At 41.5% G+C, this 17,216-nt stretch carries 18 protein-coding genes; 2 read left to right on the forward strand and 16 right to left on the reverse strand.

All coding sequences use genetic code 11. The annotated features are described in order from the left end of the window. Window positions 1–89: 89 nt before the first annotated feature. Window positions 90–542 carry an N-acetyltransferase gene (locus tag DESMER_RS13110; protein ID WP_014903548.1) on the reverse strand — a complete coding sequence of 151 codons (453 nt, stop codon included), beginning with the start codon at window positions 540–542 and terminating at the stop codon, window positions 90–92. A 294-nt stretch (window positions 543–836) separates the two neighbouring features. On the opposite strand from DESMER_RS13110, the gene DESMER_RS13115 reads away from it, so the two are divergent. Next, on the forward strand, window positions 837–2,258 hold the full coding sequence (locus DESMER_RS13115; RefSeq protein WP_014903549.1) for a two-component system sensor histidine kinase NtrB: 1,422 nt from the start codon (window positions 837–839) through the stop codon (window positions 2,256–2,258). Here the strand turns inward: DESMER_RS13115 and DESMER_RS13120 are convergent. The 6 genes from DESMER_RS13120 to guaB form a co-directional block, all read right to left on the reverse strand. Then, window positions 2,224–3,471, reverse strand: coding sequence for a hypothetical protein (locus tag DESMER_RS13120; protein ID WP_014903550.1), 1,248 nt, complete (start codon window positions 3,469–3,471; stop codon window positions 2,224–2,226). The genes DESMER_RS13115 and DESMER_RS13120 overlap by 35 nt on opposite strands. Before the next feature lie 91 nt (window positions 3,472–3,562). Then, window positions 3,563–4,639 (reverse strand): DmpA family aminopeptidase, encoded by a 1,077-nt coding sequence (locus tag DESMER_RS13125; protein WP_014903551.1) that lies wholly within the window; start codon window positions 4,637–4,639, stop codon window positions 3,563–3,565. 74 nt (window positions 4,640–4,713) lie between these two features. Further along, window positions 4,714–5,295, reverse strand: a complete 582-nt coding sequence (locus tag DESMER_RS13130; protein ID WP_014903552.1) for a TetR/AcrR family transcriptional regulator — start codon at window positions 5,293–5,295, stop codon at window positions 4,714–4,716. 112 nt (window positions 5,296–5,407) lie between these two features. Next, window positions 5,408–6,553, reverse strand: a complete 1,146-nt coding sequence (locus DESMER_RS13135; RefSeq protein WP_014903553.1) for a glycerate kinase family protein — start codon at window positions 6,551–6,553, stop codon at window positions 5,408–5,410. 6 nt (window positions 6,554–6,559) lie between these two features. After that, complete coding sequence (locus DESMER_RS13140; RefSeq protein ID WP_014903554.1) at window positions 6,560–6,895, reverse strand: hypothetical protein; 336 nt, start codon at window positions 6,893–6,895, stop codon at window positions 6,560–6,562. Between the two features lie 250 nt (window positions 6,896–7,145). Continuing rightward, window positions 7,146–8,597 (reverse strand): IMP dehydrogenase, encoded by a 1,452-nt coding sequence (gene guaB, locus DESMER_RS13145; RefSeq protein WP_014903555.1) that lies wholly within the window; start codon window positions 8,595–8,597, stop codon window positions 7,146–7,148. A 149-nt stretch (window positions 8,598–8,746) separates the two neighbouring features. Here guaB and DESMER_RS13150 point away from each other — a divergent pair, with 149 nt between their 5' ends. Further along, window positions 8,747–9,247: an HD domain-containing protein gene (locus DESMER_RS13150; protein ID WP_014903556.1), complete on the forward strand. Its 501-nt coding sequence runs from the start codon at window positions 8,747–8,749 to the stop codon at window positions 9,245–9,247. A 46-nt stretch (window positions 9,248–9,293) separates the two neighbouring features. Here the strand turns inward: DESMER_RS13150 and DESMER_RS13155 are convergent, their stop codons facing one another. The 9 genes from DESMER_RS13155 to recA all read right to left on the reverse strand — a co-directional run bounded on the left by DESMER_RS13155 (window position 9,294) and on the right by recA (window position 17,028). Beyond that, the gene (locus DESMER_RS13155) at window positions 9,294–9,560 is read right to left on the reverse strand and encodes a hypothetical protein (protein ID WP_014903557.1); all 267 of its coding nucleotides are present in this window, start codon (window positions 9,558–9,560) and stop codon (window positions 9,294–9,296) included. Between the two features lie 78 nt (window positions 9,561–9,638). Next, window positions 9,639–10,484 (reverse strand): PHP domain-containing protein, encoded by an 846-nt coding sequence (locus DESMER_RS13160; RefSeq protein WP_014903558.1) that lies wholly within the window; start codon window positions 10,482–10,484, stop codon window positions 9,639–9,641. A 39-nt stretch (window positions 10,485–10,523) separates the two neighbouring features. Next, complete coding sequence (locus tag DESMER_RS13165) at window positions 10,524–11,474, reverse strand: dipeptidase (RefSeq protein ID WP_014903559.1); 951 nt, start codon at window positions 11,472–11,474, stop codon at window positions 10,524–10,526. Window positions 11,475–11,617: 143 nt separating this feature from the next. Next, on the reverse strand, window positions 11,618–11,878 hold the full coding sequence (locus DESMER_RS13170) for a stage V sporulation protein S (RefSeq protein ID WP_014903560.1): 261 nt from the start codon (window positions 11,876–11,878) through the stop codon (window positions 11,618–11,620). 163 nt (window positions 11,879–12,041) lie between these two features. Continuing rightward, window positions 12,042–12,824: a TIGR00282 family metallophosphoesterase gene (locus DESMER_RS13175; RefSeq protein ID WP_014903561.1), complete on the reverse strand. Its 783-nt coding sequence runs from the start codon at window positions 12,822–12,824 to the stop codon at window positions 12,042–12,044. A 117-nt stretch (window positions 12,825–12,941) separates the two neighbouring features. Beyond that, window positions 12,942–13,448 carry a hypothetical protein gene (locus DESMER_RS13180; RefSeq protein ID WP_014903562.1) on the reverse strand — a complete coding sequence of 169 codons (507 nt, stop codon included), beginning with the start codon at window positions 13,446–13,448 and terminating at the stop codon, window positions 12,942–12,944. A gap of 202 nt (window positions 13,449–13,650) precedes the next feature. Then, window positions 13,651–15,198, reverse strand: coding sequence for a ribonuclease Y (rny, locus tag DESMER_RS13185; protein ID WP_014903563.1), 1,548 nt, complete (start codon window positions 15,196–15,198; stop codon window positions 13,651–13,653). 275 nt (window positions 15,199–15,473) lie between these two features. Then, window positions 15,474–16,004 (reverse strand): regulatory protein RecX, encoded by a 531-nt coding sequence (locus DESMER_RS13190; RefSeq protein WP_014903564.1) that lies wholly within the window; start codon window positions 16,002–16,004, stop codon window positions 15,474–15,476. After that, window positions 15,991–17,028: a recombinase RecA gene (gene recA, locus DESMER_RS13195; RefSeq protein WP_014903565.1), complete on the reverse strand. Its 1,038-nt coding sequence runs from the start codon at window positions 17,026–17,028 to the stop codon at window positions 15,991–15,993. The genes DESMER_RS13190 and recA overlap by 14 nt, the downstream gene beginning before the upstream one ends. Between the last annotated feature and the right edge of the window lie 188 nt (window positions 17,029–17,216).

Raw genomic sequence — 17,216 nt, forward strand, 5'->3', positions numbered from 1 at the left:
GAAAAGAAGAGAAATTCCGTTCCATTCAAAATGCCGAACTCTTAGTTCGGCATTTTGAATGGTACCTGTGAAAACTGCATTGAATGAAATTATAAAATCTTACTAACTGCAATTTCATCACAGTTGGGGAATTTTATACAGTTAATGCATTCGGTCCATACCTTTTGAGGCATTTGATCCTTACTAACCTCTTTATATCCACAAAACTTAAAAAATTCTGGTTGATATGTCAAGGCAAAAACTTTAGCACATCCAAGTTCTCTAGCTTCATCTTCAAGAGTTTTGACAATTTGAGTTCCTATTCCTCTTCGCTTGTAGTCACTAGCCACTGCCAACGCTCTTATCTCTGCTAAATCACTCCAGAGTATGTGCAGTGAAGCAACTCCAACTAAATTTTCATCTACTTCAGCTAGCAGGAATTCACGGATGTTCTCATACAACATATTTCTTGATCGGGGAAGCATGAGCCCTTGTTCTGCATTACTATTAATTAATGACATCATAGCTTCTACATCCGCTATTCGTGCCTTACGCAATTTCATCTTGATGATCTCCTTTTATGATTTTTGCATAATTATACACCATATCTAATTTTCTTGCATACCCATATTCGTTAATTTACAATTAATATTTTCTATCAGTATTTAAGCAAAAGGTTACCTGTCGGATTTTGTTCTATTTTTTTCCATCTAATTTTTCCAAGCACGCCTGTGAGGCGGATTTGTTATTATTCCTAAAAATATCATTTCTCCTTTTTCTTACATTTTTTTACCTCGTTATATGGTAAACTATGTCAGTGTGTTTCTTTTAGTAGTTTTTGGAAGGAGTCTTTCATTGTGGTTCCCCTTAAATTTCGATTTCATTCTTTCCATCGACAATGGGTTTTTAACCTATTCTCAGTTTTTTTTCTAGTCTGCGTTGTTTTATGTTATTACTTGCCCATCTCTCAATTAGTGCGCATTACTTTAGAATTTATCACATTCACAATCCTAGTTGTCTGGTTTGAGCCTTGGTTTACCTCATGGGGAAAAGTTTGGATAATAGCCTCGACCCTGCTTATACTGGGTTCATATCTAAATCCAGTACTTCCTTCTGGCCCATTAATGCTGGCACATGTCTTTTTTCTGCTTGTCATGATGCTTCTTTTTAATCATACAGAAAAACAAAAACTTCGTCTTCATGAACACCATCTCAAAACGATTCGAGTGCTTTTGCGGCAACATCCTCCTCTAATTCAAACAGCAGATTATACTAACGAAGCAATCATTATCCTGGATAATCTAGGTACTATTCTAGACATAAATGCAGAGTCCTCAATACTTTTATCTCTACCTGAGTCTAGCTTAGTTGGCAAATCCATTTATAATGTTCTAGGAATCTTACCAAATGCCCAACCGACTAATATACCTGAAAATGGTGATTTTAACTGGACACAACAAGGTGTTACCAAGTATTTGAAATTTCGAACCCGCCCTTTGCTAGACCGGAACAAACCTTCAGGAACTCTTGTGACCCTATTTGATATCAGCGAATCAATAAATCGTTTAGAAAATGAGTTACAAATCGAGAAGCTTTCGATAGTGAGTCAAGTTTCAGCCGGCTTGGCCCACGAAATCCGCAATCCCCTGACGACAATTAAAGGCTTTATGCAATTAATTACTCCTGAGCAATGGCCTGAAGTATTTCGCCCATATCAAGTACTAATACTCGATGAAATCGAAACAATTAACCAGCTGCTTAATAAGTTCATCTTAATTACCAATCCCTCTGCACCTCACTTTGAAAAGCTCAACTTGCTAGAATGCATTTCTTCCTTAACTGAAGCTACTATACCTTATATTTCAAAATATGGAGTGTTTCTAGATGTAGAATGCCCTTCGCAGTCAGTCTATGTAATGGGTGACAGAGAACAGCTTCACCAGGCATTAATGTCCATTGTTAACAACGGCGTTGAAGCTTCTCCCCTAGGCGGAAAAGTCAGCATCCAATTAACCCAAAATGAGTCCTGGGTCAGCATAAGCGTCACTGACGATGGCCCGGGTATTCCTGAGACTCTTCGCAGCAAAATTCTCGATCCTTTTTTTACTACGCATGAAGAAGGGACTGGACTGGGGTTAACTATTGCTCAACAAATTATTCTTACCCACCACGGTAAGCTTCATTTTTCTGATTCATCTATCACAACCGGTACAGTTGTAACAATAAGTCTTCCACGTTTAGATTTTACAGATACCCTTTCTGCACGAGTGACTGACTAAAGTGATTACTTTGACAATTTAGCGCATCAATTCCATTTTCTTGCCAGTCTTCTGGCAGTGTCCATATAGGGAACCTGCTGACATCACTTAACCAAGAGTAACTACGCCGAAGTTCCTCTTCTTTACCCGGTGTTGTAAGCCAGTGTACTCTACCATCCCATACTAAAAGATTTCCCTGATCGTCTTGGGCGCTGACTAATAACAGGCTCCTTTCCAGCACGGAAGCCAACAAAATACTGCGGGCAGCTCTCAATAAAGACTTGTCAAATATTGGACATACTACACTTAGCTGGCCATTTCCCTGAAAATAAAACCACTCTTCTAATTCTAGTACTGCGGTTTCACTACGGTCTTTGGGAAGCCATGGCCAGGCCCATGGACTCCCCCACAGCATCTTTAATGCACCTTCCCCATTATGTAGCATCAAAGCAAGATGATCATGGGGGCGAAGTTGACCTGCCTTCTGCAAAGATTCAAGGTAATCTAATATTTCTAAAATTGTCGCAGAAAACTCAGGGTTAAGAGAACCTGAAGCATCGACCCACCCTTGCTTTTGCCATTTTTGCATTTGTTCGGATGATTTGAGCCATTTTACTTTACTATTGAGCTCAAATTTTTTTCCTTTTTTCCTAACTTCAGCAATTTCATAGTTTCCCCAATAGATATTAATAGTTTGATTTTTTACCACAGTACGAACTCTTCTATCAGCCAGTTGACTAAAAAAATTATTCACTGTTACCAATTGTTGCCTGGCCACAGGATTAAGACTTTCTCCCCAACGCTTCCAATTTGGTCGGTCTTCGCCCATTGGATATCTGACACGACTAAATAGTTGCTTCTCCGGAATAGGATATAAGCTAGGCATTAATTTTTCACGCCAATACACTGCTCTTGCATCAATAATCCCTCCGACTTTTGACAGCCCTGTTAAGAAGGACGTTGAAAAGTCCGGGGCTACATAGTAAATCACCGTCTTTGTGCCATTGCTGAGTCGATGTCCCCATAATAATCCTGCGAGAAGAAATTCTTCTTCCCTATTTATTGTTGCACTTGCAATAATTCCTACTCGTAAAGTCGTCTCACCACCCATAAAATAAGCATACTGAAGAGGAAGACGACTTGCTCTTTTTTTATCTTCTGGGTATTCCTTCCATTCCTTAACGATAAAAACGTCAGGATGAGTTTCCCAGATTGAATTCCAGGTAATACTCAACAATGACCCTCCCTTAGCTTTACTCCATAAGGATGTTTACGCGCTAAGTACGAAGATCATGACAAATAATCTATATAACATTGCTATCACATTAACGTACTGCCAAACCGCCTTGCCAACTACGTAATATCTTTAGTGTTTCTTCGATAGGAAGGGCTAAACGAATACGCCCATCTCTTCCTTCCATAGTCTTAGCCAAAAACATAGAATTCCAAATACTCTCGGCACTTGCTTCAACGACTGCCCTAAAAAAATCATCTAAGGCCCAATCTGACAAGTATTGCTCATCATGAGTATTATTACTAACCATTAAACAAAAGTCACCGCTGCCTTGCATAGAGATCGAGCCAGTCCGACCCATTCCTAGACTTGCTTTACCAGCCAGTTGCTTCAATTGCCAACGGGACAGGGGAGCATTGGTTATTCCTACAAGAATTAAAGACCCCGGGATATAGCCTAATTCCTTTAGCGATAATAATTTTCCAACCGGGACACCCATTAAGATAAAATCCTCTAGTAAGCCAAAGTTTGCTAACGCAATTATTCCCACAACATAACTACGACCGTTTTGACCTTGAACTACCCGGGAGGAGCTCCCGATACCTCCTTTTAATTGAAAACAGGACATTCCAACCCCTGCCCCCACACTTCCCTGCTCAATAGGCCCCTTTGAAGCACGTTGTAATGCTAATATTGCATCCCAAGACTTTACATGACGTCCTCTAATGTCATTCAAATATGAATCATCACATTCTAAGACAACAATATTTGGAGTTCTGGCATCATTTCCTATTTCAGGATTCTGTTGCAAAAGATAGGTAATCACTCCATTTGCTACATCATTTACACTAAGGGTATTCGTTAATAAAACCGGTGAATTTAGAATGCCCGTTTCTTGAATGAAGGGAACTCCGAGAGATTTACCATAGCCATTTATTACCTCTATTCCAGCCTTACATGGTTGTCGATAGAGATTCCCCGGTCGAGGCAAAATCGCAGTTACCCCAGTCCTTACAGGTCCCTTTCCCTTAATCAGAGGGCCAGACCCTTCAATTAATGACAGATGCCCTACACGAACTCCCGGTACATCAGTTATATCATTCTTCTCTCCTGCTGGCATCAAACCCATCCAAAGCCCTAAATCTCTAGGTGTATTTCTTGCACACATCAAAAAACCCCTCCGTTGTAAGGTTATGTGTACAACGGAGAGATATGAGTAATAACAAATAATTATATAATCCCTTAGGCTTCCCACTTCTTTTTCGAGAGGCCATTAAAAAAGACAACCAAGGCGTGGTTTAGTTCTTCACGGAGATCTCCGTTCCCTGAAACATGCCAACGGATAAAGTGCTGAACCATCATTCCTTCAAGGCTCTCTGCCAAAAAAGAGGCATCATATTCACTATTGATCTCACCATTTTGTTGTCCAACCGTGAGAATTGCCAGTAAACCATAATGTAAACTCATATCGTAATCCGCACCTTCACGACTCCGAATAGTTACCCAGGCAATTTCACGATCCTCAATCATAAATTCAGCCCAGTCCTGTAAGAGGGCACTTAAACGTTGTAGTGTACCTAAACTAGGCTTATGGCGTCCTCTGTTTGAAAGATCCTGCCAAGATCGCTTGGAAAACTCTTTAATAACTGCTTCCTTTGTAGGAAAATAGTTGTAGAAGGTTCCTTTGCCTACATCAGCTTGCTGGGTAATCTGTTCAACAGAAGTAGCGGAAAAACCCTGCGAACGAAATAGCTGCATAGCATTAGAGAATATCTTTTCTCGGGTTTCATTCTTTTTTCTTTCTCTACGAGATAATTCACTCATCTATTCCCCCCCTTGCTTACTAATGTAGATATAGTTACTAATATATCATTCTACATCTTCCATTATTTACCTTCTTTTTCCAAGGGGAATTTAGTAGATTAAAATACTTTTCCTAATTAACACTGTCCCTTCCAAGTTTCCAAACCGTCATAACCCTCCAGACAGTACGCTCCAATTGGGATTTCGCCTTAGCAAAAGCTTGATCCAAGGTTCCGGGCCCTTCAGAAACACTAAAACAGCTTTGAATTCCTTGAGCAAAAAAAGCATCGGGAGAACCCTCAACAGACCCTGATATTACCAAAACCGGAACACTGTACTTTTTAGCCAACGCAGCAACTCCAACAGGGACTTTCCCGTAAGCTGTTTGAAAATCTGTTCTTCCTTCACCAGTGAGTACCAAGTCTGCGTCTTTAATCTTTTCCTCTGCATTTGACACTTCTAAGATAATTTGCGACCCCCCTCGCAACTGAGCACCTAAAAATCCTACTGCACCTGCCCCAAGCCCTCCAGCCGCTCCCCCGCCGCTTAATTCCAATAAATTAGTTCCTTTTACCAAACTCATATGCTCTCCCAGGTTTTTCAAAGCGGCATCCAGTATTCTTACATCATCTGGACTAGCACCTTTCTGTGGCCCGTAAACAGCACTTGCGCCTTCCGAACCACAGAGAGTATTTTGAACATCGCAAGCAACTTCAATTTTAACTTCGGACAAGCGCGGATTAATTTCTGACATATCAATTTCCGCCAAATCTAAAAGCGCTTCTCCTCCCAACGGTAAAGCCTTGCCCTCAGAATCCTGCAATTTCACGCCTAAAGCAACAGCCATACCTGCTCCCCCATCATTAGTTGCACTCCCACCAATCCCGAGAAGAATCTTATTAACCCCGCGCTCAAGGGCATCCCTTATGAGCAAGCCCGTTCCATAAGTCGAGGTGATTCTGGGGTTTTTCTCTTTATAGGCCAAGAGGGTCAACCCTGATGCAGCTGCCATCTCAATAATAGCTGTTTGACCATTATCGATAAGACCATAGGAGGCCTGTATTGGTCGTCCAAGGGGGTCCGTCACACTAACCTCGATCTTAACCCCCTTAACTGAGCTTAGGATTGCATCAACAGTTCCTTCTCCACCATCTGCCATAGGAATCATTTCAATATTGCTTTCCGGATAAACTCTTTGAACCCCCATACGCATTGCTTTGGCAACCTCTAAGGCGTTTAAGCAGCCTTTAAATGAATCTGGAGCAATAACAATTTTCATAATGATTCACTCCTTAGATTGAGCACGTCGTCCAACATAGATTCCAATGTTAAGATAAACAACAAGACTTGTAAAGTCAGCTACAACGATTAACCAACTTTCAATTGGAAACTCTACAAGATAAGCAATCAGATAGGATAATAGATTAAACAAAAAAGCCGCAATATATGCAGAACTTAAGTTTTCAGACTTCCCACGATAACCTACCAGAAACCCAACTGGATAAAAAAGTGCAAAATTAAAGGCTAATTGATTGAGTGTACCTCCCGAGTCAAAAAACTCACCCCAAAAAATGAAAAGTAAGCTCAAGATAAGAAGATAACGCCAAAAAGCTAAATTCATGAGTACCCCCTATATTACAGAAACTATACCGTTCACTAACTATTAGGGAGAGAGTAACACTCTCTCCCTCTTTTAGGTCGATTATCTGCCAATGGCTAATATGGTTCGTAGTTTATATCGCTCAATGAATAATGAATAAGTGGCTGTGTACTCCGAAAAACCCATCTTAGCAGGGGAACGGTTCTTCTGTCTGGCTCTGAGTCCTTCGATAAGGTTAAATTGGGCTGAATGTAATCTGGTTAACGGCTTTCTAGCTATAATTCGGTGCTTCCTTAGTTATCGTCACATCGTGAGGATGGCTTTCTCTAAGTCCAGCAGCCGTAATGCGAATAAAATGAGTCTTAGTTCTCAGCGCATCAATATTTGGAGTACCACAATATCCCATACCAGCCCGCAATCCACCAATCATTTGATAGATCGTTTCAGAGACAGGCCCTTTATAGGGAACGCGTCCTTCGATACCTTCCGGAACAAGTTTCTGATCCTTTTCTTGGAAATAGCGATCTCTGCTGCCTTCTTTCATGGCACCTATTGAACCCATCCCTCTATACACTTTAAAGCTTCGCCCTTGGTATATTTCTAAATCCCCAGGGCTTTCTTCCGTCCCAGCAAAGAGACTTCCAATCATAACGATTCGAGCACCGGCTGCCAAGGCCTTGACAATATCTCCTGAGAATTTGATCCCTCCATCGGCGATAACCGGTATTCCATATTTTTCAGCTTCTTCCGAACAATCCATAACAGCCGTAATTTGTGGAACGCCTATTCCTGCTACTACTCGCGTGGTACAAATTGAGCCCGGCCCTATTCCGACTTTAATTCCGTCAGCGCCTGCTTCGATCAAATCACGAGTAGCCTCAGCCGTTGCTACATTACCTGCGATGATTTGGGTCTCGGGAAAGCGTTCTTTCAATAGACTTACCATTTCTATTACCCCTTTGGAATGTCCATGGGCGGTGTCCAAGACGATAACATCGACACGAGCATTAACCAAGGCTTCAGCACGTTGTAATGTATCTACAGTAACCCCTACTGCTGCCCCCACTAGCAAGCGACCACTTTCATCTCTTGCTGAGTTCGGATATTGACGAGCTTTTTCAATATCTTTAATGGTAATAAGTCCTTTTAGCATACCCTCCGGGTCTACGATCGGTAACTTTTCGATCTTATGCTGCCCTAAAATTTCTTGAGCGTGTTCGAGGGTAGTTCCAACAGGAGCAGTCACTAGATTAGTCTTTGTCATAACTTCTGAAATTAGCCGTTCATAGTTTTTCTCAAAACGCAAATCTCTATTTGTTAAGATTCCAACCAACTTACCGGCCACAGTAATAGGCACCCCAGAAATTTTGTAACGCTCCATAAGTTTTAAAGCTTGCATAATAGTATCAGTTGGATTTAAATAGATGGGGTCAGTTATGACACCATGTTCAGAACGTTTGACCTTATCAACCTCTAAGGCCTGCTGCTTTATGCTCATATTTTTATGAATAATCCCTATTCCGCCTTCTCGCGCGATGGATATTGCCATCCGAGAATCTGTAACAGTGTCCATGCCCGCACTCATAAGGGGAATGTTAAGCTTAATCTTTTTTGTTAAGTAAGTACTTACATCGACATCTCTTGGTAATACCTCAGATTTAGCCGGAACAATGAGAACATCATCAAACGTTAGTGCCGTTTCATTGATTATACGATTGGACATAATTAGCTCCCTTCGAATAGTTTTCTAATTAGTATATCAGAAATAGACCAAAAAAACATAACAAAACAATTATTTTCATTTGAATTATTGTACCCCTCTTGCTTGTATAACATTATCATTGTTATTATGATGTATGAAGGAGGTAATGCATGTTTTACCGTATTCGCCAATTCATTCGAACTATTATGCCCCGTATTAAACCAGCCGATGTTGAATGGGCAACTAAGCATTTATCAGTAGCTGCTTCTGAACTTTTTTTGCGCCAGTCCAAAGCAGAGCAACGTCATGCCATTGATGTCGCCAAAAGTATTCATAAAGCCAGCTATCCTCTTTCTTATTTGGATTATCAAAATCTGATCTCCGCTGCTCTCCTTCATGATTGCGGAAAGTCAGTCGTCTCAATCCATCTCTGGCAAAGGGTTTATATTGTTCTTATGCATAAGGCACCTAAGCCTCTATGGTCTATCTTGGAAAAAGGGCCTTCATTTTTTTCGTTCCCCTTAAAAATTTATACCCGACACTCTCTGTGGAGTGAATACTTAGCCAGAAAAAACGGAATGAATTCCATTGTCTGTCACTTAATTCGTGAACACCATTCTCCAAATACTGATTTAGGGCGAATATTACAACAAGCGGATAACGCAAATTAACGCTTTAAATACTTTACTAAAAAAGCATGAACCACCGGAAGGTGGTTCATGCTTTTTTAGCGGATGATTCCATTTTATCTTGAAGCTCAACTATTTCCCTGTTCTTGATAAAAATCCATTTTGCAAACCTTTTGTTATCTCGCTGTAAGCGAACATTTTCCTTTTCCAGGTTGCGCACTAAAGCTACCTTTTCTCTTTCTACCTTCTCTAACAAGTTCATAAGCACTCTACGACTGACTCGTAAATGTTCGACGCGCTGCTCTAATTCTCCGACACGGGCCCTTAATAGCTTTATTTCCTCGTTTGAATTCAATCATTACGCCCCCCCGGCATTATCTGTATTAATAGTCTATGCCGGAAGAATGCAATTTAAACCCGTCGCTGCAGGAATCTATTTTTGGTTAAGAATTGATAGTCTCTGAATTTGTCGGAGAACAGTAAGAGGAACTCCCCATTCTCCTAGCTCAACTCCGGGCTTACGCTTTTCTCCATGAAAATCTGAACCACCTGTCATAATTAACTCATACTGTTGAGCAATTGCCATGTATCTTCTGACATCCTCTTCACTGTGCTCAGAATGTCTAACCTCAAGTCCCTGAAGACCGATTTTCGCCCATATAGCAATCTCTTCGTCAAGTCTCTGCATCCCCGGATGAGCTAGAACCGCCACACCCTGAGCTTCTCGAACTAAGCGTATTCCTTGTTCTGTACTTATTTTATAACGTGGAACGTAAGCAGGTGCACCCCTGCCTAGATACCTCTCAAAGGCATCACGTGTATCTCGCACAATTCCCCGTTCTACAAGGGCCTGGGCTATATGAGGGCGACCAATGGAATCCCCTTGTGATAGCTTCCGAACCTCCTCATCATGGAGCACTATGTCTAATGTGGCCAAACGCTTCAAAATATCTTGCATGCGGAGTTCACGAGCTTCACGAAGACTTTTAAGCTGCTCATTCAACTTAGGCGTATTGTCTAGTGCATATCCAAGGATATGTACTTCTTGCCCATTCCAATCTGTATTAAGCTCTACTCCCTGAAGTATTTCTATTTTATATTGGACTCCGGCTTCTTCAGCCTCATGCCAGCCTTGGATTGTATCATGGTCAGTAATTCCAATGCCTTTCAAACCTATCTCTGCCGCCATGCGAACAAGTTCTCGGGGGGTCAATAAACCATCAGAGGCAGTGGTGTGACAGTGCAAATCAACTTCATATAACGCATTTCTTGCAGACATTTTTTAACCCCTTTCTTGCGGCAGCAAAGTTGTTATTGCTTACTTTAAAACTTCTAAGAGTACTCTTCTAAAGTTATGATAACTAATCTTCTCAACATCTTTTGTCGAAAAGCCAACTTTTATTAAATCATCAAGTAAATCACAATACTCTCCAACATGTTCTAACCCCTTTGGCACTTCTGGAATTCCATCAAAATCCGACCCTAATCCAACTGCATCCACCCCTGCCACCTCTGCAATATGACAAATATGACGGACAACGTCTTCTCTCGTTGCCACCCCACTTTCATTTAGAAAGCCCGGATTGAAATTCACCCCCACTACCCCTTTATGCTTGGCCAAAGCCAGTAATTGCTGATCCGTTAAATTACGGGGGTGATTACACAACGCCTTAGAACAAGAATGTGTTGCAACGATAGGATCCTTAGACAATTCAATCACATGCCAAAATCCCTCTTCGTTAAGGTGCGAGACATCTATCAGCATCCCTAACTCATTCATACGTAAGACGACTTTTTCTCCTAAACTCGTTAATCTACTTCCAGTATTCAACTCTCCAACCCCATCTCCCAACTCATTGCGTTGGTTCCAGGTTAGTCCTAAGGCCCTCACTCCCAAACGATAGATTATGTCAAGCATAAAGAGATTTTGCCCTAATATCTCTCCCCCCTCCACACTTAACAAAATTCCTGTTCTTTTAGAGTCAGGAATATTATAAAGATCGTTCTTGCTCTGTATATGAAATAGTTGTTCCCTATGACTCTCAATAAGTCGATGAGCACCTTCAATTAATTGCAACCCTCGTTGTGTGGCCATCATGGGTTTATACTCTGTCTCAATATACGCAGCCAAAAATTGCAGAGCTATGCCTGTTGCCCTGGCCCGCTGGATATCCCAATGCCCTCCATCTAGGGGATCTTCCAATGTTCTTTCACCATTGACATAATGGCTTAAACTATCACAATGACCGTCAATAATATAATATTTCATGCAATCCGCCTCCCTCGATAATCGGAACGTCCATTTTTGTAAATCGGAATTACTAAGCTTTCTGACTAGTATAATAAACACCTGTTTGCTTTAGACCTAGGCAAACAGGTGTTTAATCGTTTCCTTCTATATTCCAAACTTCCTTAACGAGACTGTACAATTAATTTAATTGCTGTCCGCTCTTCTCCTTCAATTAAAACGTCTGTAAAGGCTGGAATACATATAAGATCGACTCCGCTCGGAGCCACAAAACCACGTGCAATTGCTACGGCTTTTACAGCCTGGTTAAGAGCACCGGCACCAATAGCCTGTAGTTCAGCGCCGCCCTTTTCACGAAGTACTCCCGCAAGGGCTCCTGCAACCGCATTCGGGCTTGATTTTGCTGAGACTTTTAAAACTTCCATAGATACATCCTCCTGCTCGAATTCATTTACAAGTATTACCACAACTTAGAATATATGTATTCGAGAAGGAGCAGACAAAATCCTCTATTTATCAATAAAGAATTTTCAGATTTTTTATTGATAACCATCTTTTCCATAAACCTTGGAATGAATTTGGGCAGTATCACTTCTCACCGGTCACTTGAATTGCTTCGATCCGCCGCGCTTTCCCTGTCTCTTCGTCAATATCTAAAACCACAGCATTCAGCTGTATTGGTCCATTTGCTAATTCAAACTTTGCAGGTAGCTGAGTTAAAAAGCGATTAATAATTATTTCCTTTTTTACTCCTAGTACTGAATCCCTGGGCCCTGTCATACCGACATCAGTAATATACGCTGTTCCTTGATCGAGTAAGCGAGCATCTGCAGTTTGGATATGAGTATGAGTACCAATGACTGCACTAACCTTTCCATCTAGAAACCACCCCATAGCAACCTTTTCCGAAGTTGCTTCAGCATGAAAATCCACAATAATGATGGAGGTTTCTTGTTTGATTTGATTAATCCAGCGAATAGCTCCACTGAATGGGTCATCTAGCGAGGGTAAAAATACCCGGCCTGAAAGATTCAAAACTCCTATTTTTTTACCCTTAGTACGGATGAAACCATGTCCCTGTCCCGGTGCTCCAACTGGATAATTAGCTGGCCTAATCAACCTAGATTCACGATCAATAAAGTTCATAATATCTCTTTGATCCCAAACATGATTGCCCATTGTTAAGAATTCAATTCCATTGGCATAGAGTTCATCGGCAATTTCTTTGGTTAAGCCTTTTCCTGCAGCTGCATTTTCACCATTGGCAATGGTTACATCAATTTGATGTTTCTCTTGAAGTGGTTTCAGGAATCGTTTAATAGCCTCTCTTCCGGGTTTTCCCACTATATCCCCTATAAACAATATATGCAAATAATTAACCCTCCTTCCCAGCGGCTAAACCCTAATTTAGCCAATATACATAGGATACCATTTTTTACTATACTAAATAACTGTTTAACTGAAATTTTGATAAAAAAACATGATCATTTACGTTTTAAAAACTAATACTTTGCCTTCCTCTCGCAAGGCTAGAACATTTTTATTAATATCATTACTCTGAATTGAAGACAACATCTGACTGATCTTTTCTTCCTGATATACCTGTTCATCTTCTGGCAAATATAATTCATCATAAATTAATTCCAGCTTGTACTTCCTTTTGATAAGCTCAACAATTAATCCTACCTCCCGCTGAGACATACTGTCAACATCTCTGGTCACAGTAATGACACAGACTGACTCCTCGCTTCTACAAACCACATCAAAAACTCGCATTTTTTGACCTTCTAAGTGATGGAAGAATTCCAAGGCAGGTGCTAATAAATCCTGGAGAGACTTAACCTTTTGAGGTTGGGAAACCAGGAACGTGAACTTTAGTGCATGTTCTTCTCTCCAATAGTGAACTGATCCCACCTCGTTATATCTCATGAGTATTGAAGTAAGCAGACCGACTCCGTCTTGCAAACGCCCTCCATCTTTATAAGTACTAAACATTCTCGATTTCAGCCCTCTCTATACGCTGTCCTAACATGCTTATTATTCGGCATCGTTCAACAATCTCCTGCACAATCAACGCATATTTAAGCTGGTCATTTATGGGATTAGCCCTAGAAACTAAGGCCTTAAGCCTTAGACCTTGGCTCCTAATAACAATCAGGCGACCAATGGTCGCCTGATTGTTCATTTTGTATAATAATTACTTTGCAAAATCTACAGCCCGAGTTTCCCGAATAACAACTACTTTTATTTGTCCCGGATATTCAAGTTCTTCCTCAATCCGCTTACTGATCTCTCGTGCAACACGCGGAGCCAACACATCGTCAATTTTATCTGGTTTAACGATAATGCGAACTTCACGTCCTGCTTGAATGGCAAAACATTTTTCTACCCCTTCGAAACTCTCAGCAATTTCTTCAAGCTTTTGCAGGCGTTTGATATAGGTTTCCAAAGTTTCTCTGCGCGCTCCAGGACGCGCTGCTGAAACTGCATCTGCCGCTGCCACAAGTACTGCAACAATCGTCTTTGGCTCTACATCATTATGATGAGCTTCGATAGCATGGGTTACTTCGGTGGACTCCTTGTATTTTTTGACCAAGTCAACACCGATTTGAACGTGTGTACCTTCCATATCATGGTCAACTGCCTTACCTATGTCATGGAGCAGACCCGCACGTTTTGCAAGCTGAATATCAACTCCCAACTCAGCAGCCATTAAGCCGGCTAAATGGGATACTTCTGTCGAGTGTTTTAGGACATTTTGTCCATAACTTGTACGGAACTTAAGTCGGCCCAGCAAACGAATCAATTCAGGATGCAATCCATGTACTCCTGTTTCAAAAGTCGCCTGCTCTCCTTCTTCTCTAATCTTTTGGTCAACTTCCTTCTGAGCCTTCTCTACCATCTCTTCGATCCTTGCCGGATGTATACGACCATCTGCTATGAGTTTCTCAAGAGCAATACGCGCAACCTCTCTGCGAATTGGATCAAAGCCCGATAGTATGACAGCCTCAGGAGTATCATCAATGATAAGATCAATCCCCGTAAGGGTTTCAATGGTACGGATATTACGTCCCTCACGACCAATAATCCGACCTTTCATTTCGTCGCTCGGCAATGCTACAACAGATACTGTTGTTTCAGCAACATGATCAGCTGCGCATCGCTGTATTGCTAAGGCAATAATATTTTTTGCCCTTTTCTCAGCTTCTTCCTTTGCACGAGTTTCAATTTCCTTAATTAGAATCGCCGATTCATAGCGAACGTCTTCTTCTACACGTTTAAGCAACAACTGTTTAGCCTCTTCCGAGGTCATACCAGATAAACGTTCTAGTTCCGCCTGTTCCTTACCTACAATCTGAGTCAACTCTTCTTTAAGTTGTTCTACTTCACTATCTTTGCGGTGTAGGTTTTCCTCTTTGCGTTCCAGTGATTCGATTTTCCGATCTAGACTCTCCTCTTTTTGAAGCAAGCGTCGTTCTAGCCGTTGAAGTTCGTTGCGCCGTTCCCGGGTTTCCTTTTCAACCTCATTGCGAATGTGCATAACTTCTTCTTTAGCTGCAACCACGGACTCCCTTTTCTTGCTTTCAGCTGCCGCATGGGCATTTTCAACAATCCGTTTTGCTTCCTCTTCTGCGGAACCTATACTCTTTTCAGCAGTATTCTTGCGGAAAAGCCAACCCGCAAAGATACCTAAACCTAATCCCACTAGAACCGAGACCAACCCTGTGATAATTAGTTCGATCATACGTCTAAACACCTCCTTTTGTTTAAATTTTCAACTCTATTATTACATAAAAAAAACTGGTTTCCAAAACCAGTCACTCTAAGCATAACCTTTAAAACAGGCGTTTCTCCTGTTTCCTACAACTCTCGCTCGCTAGTCAAAAAACCTTATTTTAGCTAACTACAACGAAATCTATAAGAAAACCTTTAAAGGTTAAATCTTAACAGAGACAGGTCTCTGTTAAGATTTTAATATCATTTGCAGTTAATGTCAAGCTTGTCCTAAATAGGTCAATTCTATACACTGCTGTCTTCTCTCGCATTTCCGATTTGAGTAATGACACTGCGCACCGTGTCTGTGGGGTAACCTCTCTGAACAAGCTTGCGAGTTACTTTTTGTCTAACCCATAGTTCGCGGGGGATTGTTCTTTTGGCATTGTCTGCCGCATACTTCGATTCCCACCGTTTCTCTTCTTGTGCATACCAGCGTTCCGCCAGCGACAAGCACTGCTCATACTCATTATTACTGGAATACGTTGTTTTTAAGGCCTGTTCGATCAGTTCCGATTCAATCCCTCGATTTTGCATATCTTGTTGAACCCGCCGCCGAGAATAACGCTTAAGTCGACTTTCCGAATACATTAACGCTAACTCTCGATCATTAACATAGCCCCATTCAAGAATTCTTTCTAGAACAGCCTTAATTTCCGAGCTTTCATAGCCTTTCTCAATCAGACGGGTTTCTAATTCATGGTAAGTAAGAAGCCGACGGGATAATGAGTCAAGAGCACTTTCCATTACGCTTTTACGAGGTTTAGAACTCTTCAAACGTGTCTGCCTCTTTATCAGCGGTAGCTGCTACTGGCATTAAGTTAGCGCGAATCCGTTGTTCTAGCTCAAGAGCTATTTCCGGATGTTGTTTAAGGTGCTCCTTGACATTCTCACGTCCCTGCCCCAACCGCTCTCCATTATAGGAATACCAGGCACCTGACTTGGCGATTATCTCCATCTCTGTTCCGATATCGACAATACTTCCTTCACGTGAAATACCTTCACCATACATAATGTCAAAATCAGCTTGTTTAAAAGGAGGGGCAACCTTATTCTTGACCACTTTTACCCGGGTCTTATTACCAATTACATCCTGACCTGACTTTATGGCTTCTTGACGACGTATATCCATCCGAATTGAGGCATAAAACTTGAGAGCACGCCCACCGGTTGTGGTTTCCGGGCTACCAAACATTACTCCGATCTTTTCACGGATTTGATTAATAAACACAACACAAGTATTACTCTTGCTGATTGATCCGGTCAGCTTCCGCAAGGCCTGAGACATTAGTCGAGCATGCAAGCCGACATGGTTGTCCCCCATTTCGCCTTCGATCTCGGCTCGCGGCACTAAAGCAGCAACAGAGTCAACCACGACTACATCGACGGCAGCACTGCGCACAAGAGCTTCACAGATTTCTAAGCCCTGTTCCCCTGTATCAGGCTGGGCAACAAGCAAGTCATCAATATTAACCCCTAATGCTTTAGCATATACCGGATCAAGGGCATGCTCTGCATCTATAAATGCAGCTGCTCCCCCCAATTTCTGCGCCTCCGCAATAATATGAAGGGCTACTGTAGTTTTTCCTGAAGACTCCGGTCCGTAGATTTCGATAATCCTCCCTCTAGGCACCCCTCCAACTCCTAAGGCCAGGTCAATTGCCAAAGAACCTGTCGGAATAATATCAATCATCCTATCTGTCGAGGACTCTCCCAGTTTCATAATCGAACCTTTGCCGAATTGCTTTTCAATCTGAGCAAGAGCAATATCAAGTGCCTTGAGCTTATTCGTTTCGGCCATTCTTAATCCTCCTTATCCTTCTCATATGCCTTAGCATTTTGTCACATTAGCAAAACATCTGTTCGGTTCTTATTATAGATGTCCTCCTCAATACTTGTCAATTTGTTTATGAAACTCTTATAAAGCCTTTTGCTTAATTACACAAAAAGCTAACCACAACGGTTAGCTTTTTAGCTTAGTCTAAATTA

Source organism: Desulfosporosinus meridiei DSM 13257 (genome assembly GCF_000231385.2).
In the GTDB taxonomy this organism is placed as follows: Bacteria; Bacillota; Desulfitobacteriia; order Desulfitobacteriales; family Desulfitobacteriaceae; genus Desulfosporosinus; species Desulfosporosinus meridiei.

Bases quoted from the DNA above. Each gene is read 5' to 3' on its own strand.
- DESMER_RS13110 (WP_014903548.1), bottom strand. From the start codon at position 542: ATGAAATTGCGTAAGGCACGAATAGCGGATGTAGAAGCTATGATGTCA.
- DESMER_RS13125 (WP_014903551.1), bottom strand. From the start codon at position 4,639: ATGTGTGCAAGAAATACACCTAGAGATTTAGGGCTTTGGATGGGTTTG.
- DESMER_RS13130 (WP_014903552.1), bottom strand. From the start codon at position 5,295: ATGAGTGAATTATCTCGTAGAGAAAGAAAAAAGAATGAAACCCGAGAA.
- DESMER_RS13135 (WP_014903553.1), bottom strand. From the start codon at position 6,553: ATGAAAATTGTTATTGCTCCAGATTCATTTAAAGGCTGCTTAAACGCC.
- DESMER_RS13140 (WP_014903554.1), bottom strand. From the start codon at position 6,895: ATGAATTTAGCTTTTTGGCGTTATCTTCTTATCTTGAGCTTACTTTTC.
- guaB (WP_014903555.1), bottom strand. From the start codon at position 8,597: ATGTCCAATCGTATAATCAATGAAACGGCACTAACGTTTGATGATGTT.
- DESMER_RS13150 (WP_014903556.1), top strand. From the start codon at position 8,747: ATGTTTTACCGTATTCGCCAATTCATTCGAACTATTATGCCCCGTATT.
- DESMER_RS13160 (WP_014903558.1), bottom strand. From the start codon at position 10,484: ATGTCTGCAAGAAATGCGTTATATGAAGTTGATTTGCACTGTCACACC.
- DESMER_RS13165 (WP_014903559.1), bottom strand. From the start codon at position 11,474: ATGAAATATTATATTATTGACGGTCATTGTGATAGTTTAAGCCATTAT.
- DESMER_RS13170 (WP_014903560.1), bottom strand. From the start codon at position 11,878: ATGGAAGTTTTAAAAGTCTCAGCAAAATCAAGCCCGAATGCGGTTGCA.
- DESMER_RS13180 (WP_014903562.1), bottom strand. From the start codon at position 13,448: ATGTTTAGTACTTATAAAGATGGAGGGCGTTTGCAAGACGGAGTCGGT.
- rny (WP_014903563.1), bottom strand. From the start codon at position 15,198: ATGATCGAACTAATTATCACAGGGTTGGTCTCGGTTCTAGTGGGATTA.
- recA (WP_014903565.1), bottom strand. From the start codon at position 17,028: ATGGCCGAAACGAATAAGCTCAAGGCACTTGATATTGCTCTTGCTCAG.